This is a genomic window from Gemmobacter aquatilis, from assembly GCF_900110025.1.
Taxonomy (GTDB): Bacteria; Pseudomonadota; Alphaproteobacteria; order Rhodobacterales; family Rhodobacteraceae; genus Gemmobacter; species Gemmobacter aquatilis.
Window position 1 is genome coordinate 1 of the sequence record NZ_FOCE01000026.1, and the last position, 9371, is coordinate 9371.

The window sequence follows — 9371 nt, forward strand, 5'->3', positions numbered from 1 at the left end:
GCGATAGCATTGGGACGGCGGCCTCGAATGCTGGGGCGGATTGCTCGATCAGGTCGGTGACGGCTTGGGACATGCCATGCATCTTCAGGCTGCGGAGCATGATGACGATGGCCGCACTTGCAGGATCATGACGCATGGCGGCCCCCTGCGATCTGGGCGCGCAGGCCGTCATAGCGTTCGACATTGGCCTTGGGTTCACGGCGCAGGATCAGTGCCTGCGGCGTATCCAGTGGTGGCCCGCCAACCACCTTGCCATCGACCAGCCGGTGCAACAGATTCAGCACATGGGTTTTGGTGGGCACGCCAGCCGCCAAGGCCATTTCCACTGCGGTCAGCACAGCCTGTTCATCGTGGTGCAGGACCTGTTGTTTGACACATAAATCTGCAGGAACCCGGAAGATCTCGGCCGAAGGCGGCAGATCTCGGATGGTATAATTAAAACAGATTGTTAGGCGTTGATCGGGGGATGTTGTGCGGGTGTGCCATATGTTATGCATAAATCGCAAAGGTCGCCGGTAAGGGCGCTTATGTAAGATGTGCGGCAAGGTGCTGCGCTGGGATCCGGACACCGTTTAAGCCACTGATAAATGGCAGATTTAACGCCATGTGCAGGTCAAGACATGCCGTGATCGGGCGCCCTGGCCGGATCGGAACATGCAAAGCTCTCCGCAAGTTTACTAACGCGATTGCATGTTATGGTAAGTAATTGTTTTTATTATATTTAGGTTGGATCTCGCAACCTGAGGCGGGATGGGAACATGCAAGAGATTTTGCCGATTCTGTGGCGCTGATCCTGGTTCAGGATGCTAGGCAAGGCACGGGCCAGAATGTCGCTAATGGCCTCAGCTTGCCTTGGTCTTCGAGATGAAGGTTCTGAGCTTGCGTAGCTGCTTGCATCCATCGTTGCGAAGGGCGGGGAACGACCCGTGAGGTTGCGGCATCGCATCCGCGGCAATCGGCGATAGCGGCCATTCGCTGCCCACCCGAGACAGGCAGGTTTGCCTAAGAAGCCCCGCCGTCCAGCAAACGCTTGCGAGCGGATGAAAACTCATCGACATTCACGGAGATCAGCATGATGGCAAACAGAGTCGTGGTCGAACACAAGATCAATGCAGATACAGTGTATCGGTTCCCTGAATCGGCGTGTCTCGCGTGCCTGACCGAGGTCGGCCAGATTATACTCGTGCGGCAATTTCGTTCCGTGCATGACATTGAAACCATCGAACTCCCCGGCGGGAAGATCATGGATGGAGAGGCGCCTGCCGAAGCGGCATCCCGTGAGTTCATGGAAGAAACAGGCCTTGAAGCGTCGCAGCCAAAGCACCTGTTCACGCTCGATATGGATCTATCTGTGTCGATTCATAAGACGCACGTCTTTGTCGCCTGGGCGACCATCCCGCCTCATGTCTCTGGCAGAGTCGTGCTGATTTCCCTGGGTGACGCACTGGCGAAGATCAACTGCGGTGCCATCACCCACGCGCCAACTGTCGCTGCAATTGAACGCCTTGCAAGTAATAAAGGGGCTTTCACCAACTCGTAGGACTTCAAGCCGTGCCCATTGAGAGTATCATAGATTATATATGCGCATCATCCATCGCGACAGGCGTCATAGCTTCCGCAATTTCCGGTGTATTGGGATATTGTGCACGCGGGCTTAAGGATAGATATAGCTTCCGCTTCGAGCGGCGTTTTTGGAAACCATTCTCGTCATCGGCACCGAAGCGACGGGTCAGGACGGCGATTGTCGCCAAGGAAGGCAGCGCAGGCAGCTTGGCGAAGGTGAGCTTGACGGACGTTCAGGCATATTCCGAGATCATCTCGGAACTCGACATGTTACGCATCAAGACGGATATGGTGATCCCCAAGCAAGGGCGCACTCTCCACGAATTCACTGAATCCGGACTGATCTGCCTCGGAGGCCCTATCGCAAACACTCTTTCCAAATCCTTGATAGAGAGATTTAGCGCGCAGGTGCCGGTTTCTTTCGAGCGCGTCGAAACGACCAGCCCGATGCATGCCACATCCAAGGCGATCCTTCGACACAAAGGACAGGAATTGGCTGCCGAAATTGCAGATGACTATGTGAAGACAGACTATGCACTAATCATGTATGCGAAGCGAATTGACCCGAAAGTTCCGACGAGCGGCCCTGTTCTCTTGGCCTTTGGATTGCGAGGCATAGGAACCCAAGAGGCCGTCAGATATATTCTTAGAAGCAAGAAGCTTTTTCTCGAAGCTCCCGGTGAGGGGCTATGGGTTCTGCTGAAGTTATCATTCAGCGGCGTCGACCGAACCATCGATGAGGTCATCGCGAGCGGGCCAATCCTGTGACAGATCCCTGCGGTTTGGTGATCATCGGAGCCTCATCGCTCGGAGTGACTGTTCACGCTGTGGCCGAGACCCTCGGTATCTCTACCTTGGTATTTGTGGATGATCACAAGGCGACAAGCCCCGTCGAGGGCGTGCGACTCCTTGTTGGTATGCACAGTCCAGACACCGCAGAAGTACTGCGGAGGTGTCCAGGTATCGTGGCAATTGGCAGAACCGAAGATCGGCTCAGGATATCAACGGCGATGAAAGAACGCTTAACCCCCTGCAGGGCGATCATTTCTCCCGCCGCGCATGTTGCCGCAGGTTCCACTTTGGGTTTGGGCAGCATCGTTCTGCCAGGCGCGGTGGTTGGACCACAATGCCGGATTGGCGCGCACTGCATCATAGGGTCCAACTGCACGATAGGTGCCTTCGCGTCCATCGCTGACTACGTTACACTCGGCTCGGGGTGCAACATTGGGGCAGAAAGTGCGCTTGAAGCCGGCTGTCATGTTGGCATGGGGGCAGTCGTTAACCCCTTATGCAACGTGGTAGCTTGGGCGAAAATCGGTTCCCTTGCTGCGGTGACAAAATCTATCACAGAGCCGGGTGTTTATATAGGTGCACCTGCGAAGGTTTTGCGATGATTGTCCATTTCGTACGGCACGCTGAATGCCATAAAAACCTGATTGGAATACCCGGCGGAAATGGGACGGAGCTCACCGCCTCGGGCATTTCTCAGGCAGAACTCTTGGGAGAACGTCTTAGCACCAATGTCGGTCCGATCCATGTCTTCCACACCGCTCATACGCAAACGAGGCAGACTGCAGAGATCGCAAGCAAGAAGTTGGGAGCCAGCTGTACGCTCGTCGATGGCCTACATTCAATTTCTTTGGGTAGATTGAGCGGGGTGCCCATTGATGAGGCGCGCGTTAGATACGCAGAAGACAATGCGCACATGGAGCGATGGAGAAGCGGCGCCGTCTCATTCTCAGAGTTGAACATTCCTGGACTGGAAGATGGCCTCATCTTCATGCGGAGATCCATCAGCTCCGTCGAAACCGCACTTTCGAGGCTTCGGCCGACCGCCGCTAGTGCCCTGATCGTGTGTACAACATCACACCTGATACTCTTCAAACATCTAAGTGACGACATCACGCCTTTAATGCCCAGCTACAAGTCAATCACGTTCGACTATTGTGAGGCCTTCCAGGTTGAATGGGAACAGGTCATGCTAATGGCTTCGCATCACCTTTAACGGCCTTTGAAGCTGTCCCTCAACTGACGTTCATCACCCTGGCCACCGAAAATCGCATTGCTGCAATACTTCATGACACGCACTGCAAAAGTTCGCAGCGCGCTACAGTCGCGCTTGTCAAGTCAGGGTGAACCGGCAGTTCAGAACCACCGAAGTTAGCCGCGGCGGGGCGATGAGTCGCTTCGGACGCCACTGCGACAGCTTCCAGCGGCGGCTTTGGGGCAACCAAATTTTAGTGTTTGCCGTGATCGGAAGGCAGCTATGGGCCGCTTCCTCCAGGCGGCAAGCGCAACAGCGGATGTCCTGCCGGGCGATCAAAGGTTGCCCCCGCGGATCAGCAGTTCGGCGCGGGGATCGCGGGCCTTGCCTTTGCCTGCGATGGTGTAGGTCGTCGTCACCTCTTCGATCTGCGCCCAAGCGAACAGGTCGCGGATCTCGGGCACATCATTGATCGACAGCAGCCAGCCGCCCTTGATCTGCGCCAGCTGGTCGGCCAGGCGCTGGAAATCCGACCGGCTGAACAGTGCCTTGCCATAATCGCCCTCGCTGCCCCAATAGGGCGGGTCGAGATAGAAGTAGCTGCCCGCGCTGTCATAGCGGCGGATGAACTCGCCGAAGTCCAGACATTCGATCACCACCCCGGCGAGGCGGCTGTGCAGATCCTCCAGCATCGGTTCCAGTGTGGTCAGGTTGAAGCGGCCCGGCCGGTCCAGCGCCACGCCGAAGTTGCGCCCTGAGATCTTGCCGCCGAAGGCCGTGCGCTGGAGGTAAAGGAAGCGCGCCGCCCGTTCCAGATCGGTCAGCGTGTCGGGGTTGGTTTCGACCAGCCGGTTGAATTCGGCCCGGGTGGTCAGCTGGAAGCGCAGGGTGTCGAGAAACTGGGGGTAATGGCGCTGCAGGATGCGGAACAGGTTCGCCACATCGCGCCCGGCGTCATTGATCACCTCGGCCCTGGGCTGGCGCGCGCGGCGCAGGAAGATGCCGCCCATGCCCACAAAGGGCTCGGCATAGGTGGTGCAGGGGATCGCGTCGATGATGGCGCAGATCCGCTTGGCGAGGTTGCGCTTGCCGCCCAGCCAAGGGGCGACGGGTTGGGTGGGTTCAACGGGAGTTAACGGAAGGTTCAAACCGGCGTTCCTTTATGCCTGAACGGGAACATAAAGTGAACATTAGCAAGAAAACCACGCCGAATCAATCTACTGTCGGTCAGTAGATCCGGCACGCCTCTATCGGATCGCGGCAGCGCATGATGCGCGCGCCCTGTTGCAGGGTCAGCTGGTCCCGGAAATAGCGGTCCTGCACCGCCTCCCACGCGGCCAGGACGGCAGTCAGATCGGTCGAGGCGCAGACAGTGATCTGCCTGCCGCCTTCGGGTATGACGCGGTTGAGGATGAACAGGGCGCCGGTATCATCAAATCGCGGCTCATGAAGGTGTGGCATCGTGTCCTCCGGCGTTTTCCGAATGAGAACATATGCGGAACTCTGGTGATTCTGGAAGCGCTGAGACTCCGTTTCGGGCCGCGCTTATTCCCTGTTCGTGTGCCCCCACCACAGCACCTTTCCGATGATCGAGAGCGTTTCGATCTTTGCGAACTGGGGCGGGTAGTCCGGGTTGTCGGAGAGGAGCATCACTTGCCCGTCCTCTGGGCGCTCGATGCGCTTGATACGCGCGGTACCGTCATCGAGAAAAGCGAAGATGGGGCTTCGGATCCGGGCGCTGCCCGGTTTCCTCACCGGGATTTCTGTCTTGGACTTGTCGATCAGCACCATATCGCCATCCCAGATGCAGGGCTGCATGCTGTCGCCACGAGCCCGGGCCAGTACGGCATTTGATGGCGCAACGCCGGTCTTTCGCAACCAATCACGGCGGAAGGCTAGGTAGTCCACGACCTCTTCGGTGTGGTTTTCGAGGCCTGCTCCGGCAGCCAGCCCAGCATCGTGTAGGGGAATTTGGGCGAACTCGTTTGAACTGGCCGCCTCTGGGCCGTGTTCTGTGTCACGCACGGGGCCAAGATAGAGCTCTAATCCAAGCGCTGTGGCTAACGCTGCAACTCGGTCTATCGCGGGCGACGAACCCTTTTTCAGGCTCTGAATGGCGGTGTTGTCGGCCTTTCCGAACGCCCGCATGCACACTTCTGCTTGGCTGAGACCAAGTTCAGCCCGCCGGGCTTCGATCAGAGCAAGAATTTCGACTGGATTATACATGGTGCAAATTTGCACCGTTAACACCCTTCGCACAAGCTCGGTGTGATGGAAATAAGCTGTTTCCTTTATATGGAAAATTTCCATTGATCAATGGTGGAAAATTTCCATAATTGATGCATGGAATATTCGCACCTCACCTCCCTTGCCTCACTGCTCGGCGCGCATGTCGATAGGTCCGACATGACGGTCGCAAAATGGTGTGGCGTTCACGCCCGGCTCTTCCTGCGCCTCAAAGGCGGCCACGGTTGCCGGGTCGATACATACAAGAACGCCATGCAGGCGTTCTCTGACCGTTGGCCAGCGGATCTTGAGTGGCCCGCGACCATTCCCCGTCCCCCCAAATCCAACAAGGAGGCCGCATGATGCGCCTGTTTTCCCGCCTGCGCCGCAGCGTGGCGCTGTTCATCTGCCCGGAAATTGCGTGTGCGTTCCGGGCAGACGAACATCAGATCCGGGCTATGCGCGAGAGTTGGCTGTTCGAAGAGCGTTCAGCCGCTGCGCAGCGGCGCGAGGATGTTGCGGGTGGCCGCAATGTCAGTCAGGCCGGGCAGGTCGATGTGCCAGAGGCTTCCGCCCAGCAAGGTCGAGTGACCGAACCCAGAGCATGGGAATGCTTGCACACCCAAGCACAAGCTGAAGCCTGGCTCGCAGCCGCATCGGAAGCAGAACTTCGTGCGATGGCAGAACAGCTCCTGGCGGGTCATCCACTGTCCCGTGAGGAAGCCGCCCGCCAACAACCGATAGTGCTTGCCCTATGCGCCAGTGAAGCGCTTTGGCGCCGGGTGATCGAGGCAGAGGGCGAAGGGAAACACCGGAAATTCCGGTGGCGTCCGCAGGCAGTTGCTCAAGGAAATCAGACATGAAGGTTTCCCAAGCCTCTTCGTTGATATCCGGCTCGCGCTTTGGCGGTGGGTGCCCTTCCAGCAACCTGTCTTCGATCACCGTCAGTTCGTCGAACAGTTCTGCCCGCGATAGCGCGACCAGCGGGTGCTCGATTGCCGAAGCGCGCATGTTCGCGAGCGGCACATATTGTTTCATTCCCTCTCTCCATCCGGTTGTTGGTGCTTCGGATGGTAGGAGCGGCCCCGCCCCGGTGGAAGCGATTTCGCAACCGTGGCGTGTGTTACCCGCGTTTTCGCAGCGGTCGGTTGGCCCCTGCCGCGGCGGAAGCCGCCCTGATCGGATGGGTGCGCAAGACGCCCTCGATCAGGGCGTGCCGCGCCGCAGTCTTTGGCGCCGGGCCAAGGCGCTGAATGACCGGATCGAGGCCTGCTGGATCGGCGATCTGATCGCTTGTGCCGGGTTTTCGGCCTTCTCCGTTTTCCTCTTTGTCCTTCTGGGAGTGTTGTGATGTCCGAGCCGATTGCCGCATTTCCGCAGGGCGGGGCGTCTGGCCCCGCCCGTGTGCTGGCCGAGTTCCGCGAGGTGCGGGCACGGCTGGCCGGGGCGCTGATTGCCCGGGACACGATGCGCCAGAAGGGCATCGCGCAGGTCCGGCGCGATCTGGCGACGCAGGCTTATACCCGCGCCGTGGATCAGCTGGTTGAAGCGCTGGCGCAGCTGGATTGCCTGCCGATCTCTGCCGCCGATGGTGCGCGGCCCGCTTTGGCGGTGCTGGAGGATCTGCTCGCCACCATCGCAGAGGCGGAAGCCAAGCTTGAACGCCTTGCCGCCTGCCGCTCCCGGCAGGGCTGAAGACCGGAATATCAAGGGGCCAAACCGTGAAACAACCGACATTGATGCAGCAGGACCGGGTCAGGGTGGCAGATATTGTCACCCGCAACCGTCTGCGCCCGGTCTCCGAGGCGGGGGTGGAAAGCCTGATGGCCTCCATCGCCGAGATCGGGGTGATGAAGGACGCGATCCATGTGCGCAAGAAGAAAGACGGCAGTCTGCATCTGATCGCGGGTGGGCACCGGCTGGAGGCCGCGCGTCGGCTCGGTTGGGATGAGGTCGAGGCGAAGGTCTGGAGCGATGTCACCGACGATTGGGCGCGGCTGATGGAGATCGACGACAACCTGGCCGGGGCCGAGATGAATGCGCTGGATACGGCGGTATTTCTGGCAACCCGGAAGGCTGTTTATGAGCGGCTGCACCCGGAAACGAAACGGGGCGTGGCGGGTGCTTTGGCGCGCTGGGATGCAACGGACACGATGTCCGTTGCATTCGTTAAATCGACTGCTGAGAAGTTCGGTCTCAGTGAGCGGCATATTCGCCGCTTGGCGATGGCCGGTGAGAGCCTTGGCCCAGATCATGTGGATGCCCTGCGCGCGGCGCCTCGGCCCGTCACTCTGAAAGACCTGACGGAAATCGCCAAGATCGGTGCGGTAGTGGAACGCTACGATGTGGTGCGCCTGCTGGCGGAGGGCGAGGTGAAATCCGCCGCCGAGGCCCGGCGCGCCCTGAAATCGGGCGGTGAAGCCCCGATCAAAGATCCGGTTGATGAGGCCTTCAAGGCCCTGAAATCCGCTTGGGCACGGGCACCGAAGGCGGCGAAGCGCCGGTTTCTTGATGACCATGCCGATGATCTGCGCACCCTGCTGGCCGATCTGGACCGGAGGGGTGCATGACCCTGATGGTGCCGGAAAAGGAATGGTGGACCACCGCCGAACTCGCCGAGAGCGGGTTGCCGGATGTGCCGAACACCCGGCAAGGCGTGGATCAGCTGGTTGATCGCCATGGCTGGCGGACACACCCCGAACACTGCCGCCGCCGTTCGGGCCGGGGCGGGGGCTGGGAGTATAGCTGGCGCCTGCTGCCGTCGCGCGCGCAGCGCAAGCTGCTGGCGGCGGTTGCCGCACCGAAGGCTGCCAAGCCGAAGCAGGATCGGGCCGAGGCCTGGGCCTGGTATGAGGGCCTGCCGGACAGCGTGAAGCTGAAGGCGGTGGATCGGCTGCTGATTATCCAGAAGGTCGAGGCGCTGGAGCCTGCCATCGGCCGGGATCTGGCGGTGCGTGAGGTGGCGCGGGTTTCGGGGCAGGGGGCCCGGACGGTCTGGGGCTGGCTGGCGCTGGTCGAGGGCGTGCGCCCGGATGACCGCCTGCCTGCGCTGGCCCCCCGGCACCGCATGGCGGCGAGCAAGACCCCACGCGGCAAGGATTGCGATCCCGAATTCTTCGATCGGCTGAAAAGCGATTTCCTGCGGGTCGAGGCCCCCAGCTTTTCCACCAGCTACCGGCGCGCGCTGCGGGTCGCGGTGGCAGAGGGGCTGGCGGTTTTGCCGGAGCGGACCATGCGGCGGCGGCTTGATGCAACCTGTTGATTTCCACCCAGAAGTGACCCGGGTAGCGGCGTAATTTTCATTGAGAACTGACCCATGTGACACCTTCCCCTTGGCTGCTGGCAGCAGGGGACATTGGAGTGATCGGCATGGCCTTTTTGAGTATTATTCGGCGTTGGGCATTGCGGGAGCATCTGTCCATTCGGGAGATCGCGCGGCGGACGAAGTTGTCGCGCAACACCATCAGGAAGTATTTGCGGTCTGGGGCGGTTGAGCTTGAGTTCAAGGTTGCCGAGCGACCGAGCAAACTTGACCCCTTTGCGGCCAAACTGTCGGGCTGGCTGAAGACCGAGGCCGGGAAGTCGCGCAAGCAGCGGC

At 59.7% G+C, this 9371-nt stretch carries 13 protein-coding genes and 3 pseudogenes; 11 read left to right on the forward strand and 5 right to left on the reverse strand.

The genetic code is table 11. The annotated features are described in order from the left end of the window. Together BMX43_RS20065 and BMX43_RS19175 are read right to left on the reverse strand one after the other, a co-directional pair. Positions 1-136 (reverse strand): annotated as a pseudogene (locus BMX43_RS20065) (ATP-binding protein); the annotation flags it as partial. Continuing rightward, positions 126-362 (reverse strand): annotated as a pseudogene (locus tag BMX43_RS19175) (IS21 family transposase); the annotation flags it as partial. The pseudogenes BMX43_RS20065 and BMX43_RS19175, both read right to left, overlap by 11 nt. A 710-nt stretch (positions 363-1072) precedes the next feature. On the opposite strand from BMX43_RS19175, the gene BMX43_RS19180 reads away from it, so the two are divergent. The 4 genes from BMX43_RS19180 to BMX43_RS20540 all read left to right on the forward strand — a co-directional run bounded on the left by BMX43_RS19180 (position 1073) and on the right by BMX43_RS20540 (position 3568). After that, complete coding sequence (locus tag BMX43_RS19180; RefSeq protein WP_139201642.1) at positions 1073-1540, forward strand: NUDIX hydrolase; 468 nt, start codon at positions 1073-1075, stop codon at positions 1538-1540. Between the two features lie 245 nt (positions 1541-1785). Next, positions 1786-2331: a hypothetical protein gene (locus BMX43_RS19185; protein WP_139201643.1), complete on the forward strand. Its 546-nt coding sequence runs from the start codon at positions 1786-1788 to the stop codon at positions 2329-2331. A 242-nt stretch (positions 2332-2573) separates the two neighbouring features. Next, on the forward strand, positions 2574-2957 hold the full coding sequence (locus BMX43_RS20555; protein WP_175482203.1) for an LbetaH domain-containing protein: 384 nt from the start codon (positions 2574-2576) through the stop codon (positions 2955-2957). Then, on the forward strand, positions 2954-3568 hold the full coding sequence (locus BMX43_RS20540; protein WP_175482204.1) for a histidine phosphatase family protein: 615 nt from the start codon (positions 2954-2956) through the stop codon (positions 3566-3568). Before BMX43_RS20555 ends, BMX43_RS20540 begins: the two co-directional genes overlap by 4 nt. Before the next feature lie 314 nt (positions 3569-3882). On the opposite strand, the gene BMX43_RS19200 is transcribed toward BMX43_RS20540, so the two are convergent. The 3 genes from BMX43_RS19200 to BMX43_RS19210 form a co-directional block, all read right to left on the reverse strand. Next, on the reverse strand, positions 3883-4695 hold the full coding sequence (locus BMX43_RS19200; RefSeq protein WP_091303842.1) for a DNA adenine methylase: 813 nt from the start codon (positions 4693-4695) through the stop codon (positions 3883-3885). A 79-nt stretch (positions 4696-4774) separates the two neighbouring features. Then, entirely contained in the window at positions 4775-5008 is a 234-nt protein-coding gene (locus BMX43_RS19205; RefSeq protein ID WP_091303849.1) for a hypothetical protein, read from the reverse strand. A gap of 84 nt (positions 5009-5092) precedes the next feature. Continuing rightward, positions 5093-5857: a LexA family transcriptional regulator gene (locus tag BMX43_RS19210; protein ID WP_217643997.1), complete on the reverse strand. Its 765-nt coding sequence runs from the start codon at positions 5855-5857 to the stop codon at positions 5093-5095. A gap of 33 nt (positions 5858-5890) precedes the next feature. Here BMX43_RS19210 and BMX43_RS19215 point away from each other — a divergent pair, with 33 nt between their 5' ends. The 7 genes and pseudogenes from BMX43_RS19215 to BMX43_RS19235 all read left to right on the forward strand — a co-directional run. Next, positions 5891-6136, forward strand: a complete 246-nt coding sequence (locus BMX43_RS19215; RefSeq protein ID WP_091303851.1) for a hypothetical protein — start codon at positions 5891-5893, stop codon at positions 6134-6136. Next, positions 6133-6636, forward strand: a complete 504-nt coding sequence (locus BMX43_RS19615; protein WP_139201645.1) for a hypothetical protein — start codon at positions 6133-6135, stop codon at positions 6634-6636. Before BMX43_RS19215 ends, BMX43_RS19615 begins: the two co-directional genes overlap by 4 nt. Beyond that, on the forward strand, positions 6633-7124 hold the full coding sequence (locus tag BMX43_RS19620) for a hypothetical protein (RefSeq protein ID WP_139201646.1): 492 nt from the start codon (positions 6633-6635) through the stop codon (positions 7122-7124). The genes BMX43_RS19615 and BMX43_RS19620 overlap by 4 nt, the downstream gene beginning before the upstream one ends. Further along, positions 7124-7468 (forward strand): hypothetical protein, encoded by a 345-nt coding sequence (locus BMX43_RS19220; RefSeq protein ID WP_091303853.1) that lies wholly within the window; start codon positions 7124-7126, stop codon positions 7466-7468. The genes BMX43_RS19620 and BMX43_RS19220 overlap by 1 nt, the downstream gene beginning before the upstream one ends. A gap of 26 nt (positions 7469-7494) precedes the next feature. Next, a complete protein-coding gene (locus BMX43_RS19225; RefSeq protein WP_091303855.1) occupies positions 7495-8343 on the forward strand; it encodes a ParB/RepB/Spo0J family partition protein in 849 nt (282 codons plus the stop codon). Then, the gene (locus BMX43_RS19230) at positions 8340-9035 is read left to right on the forward strand and encodes a DNA-binding domain-containing protein (protein ID WP_091303857.1); all 696 of its coding nucleotides are present in this window, start codon (positions 8340-8342) and stop codon (positions 9033-9035) included. Before BMX43_RS19225 ends, BMX43_RS19230 begins: the two co-directional genes overlap by 4 nt. 107 nt (positions 9036-9142) lie before the next feature. Beyond that, positions 9143-9371: pseudogene (locus BMX43_RS19235) on the forward strand (HTH domain-containing protein); the annotation flags it as partial.

Excerpts from the sequence above, each read along its gene's own strand:
- BMX43_RS19180 (WP_139201642.1), top strand. The coding sequence starts at position 1,073 with ATGATGGCAAACAGAGTCGTGGTCGAACACAAGATCAATGCAGATACA.
- BMX43_RS20555 (WP_175482203.1), top strand. The coding sequence starts at position 2,574 with ATGAAAGAACGCTTAACCCCCTGCAGGGCGATCATTTCTCCCGCCGCG.
- BMX43_RS20540 (WP_175482204.1), top strand. The coding sequence starts at position 2,954 with ATGATTGTCCATTTCGTACGGCACGCTGAATGCCATAAAAACCTGATT.
- BMX43_RS19205 (WP_091303849.1), bottom strand. The coding sequence starts at position 5,008 with ATGCCACACCTTCATGAGCCGCGATTTGATGATACCGGCGCCCTGTTC.
- BMX43_RS19210 (WP_217643997.1), bottom strand. The coding sequence starts at position 5,857 with ATGGAAATTTTCCATATAAAGGAAACAGCTTATTTCCATCACACCGAG.
- BMX43_RS19215 (WP_091303851.1), top strand. The coding sequence starts at position 5,891 with ATGGAATATTCGCACCTCACCTCCCTTGCCTCACTGCTCGGCGCGCAT.
- BMX43_RS19615 (WP_139201645.1), top strand. The coding sequence starts at position 6,133 with ATGATGCGCCTGTTTTCCCGCCTGCGCCGCAGCGTGGCGCTGTTCATC.
- BMX43_RS19620 (WP_139201646.1), top strand. The coding sequence starts at position 6,633 with ATGAAGGTTTCCCAAGCCTCTTCGTTGATATCCGGCTCGCGCTTTGGC.
- BMX43_RS19220 (WP_091303853.1), top strand. The coding sequence starts at position 7,124 with ATGTCCGAGCCGATTGCCGCATTTCCGCAGGGCGGGGCGTCTGGCCCC.
- BMX43_RS19230 (WP_091303857.1), top strand. The coding sequence starts at position 8,340 with ATGACCCTGATGGTGCCGGAAAAGGAATGGTGGACCACCGCCGAACTC.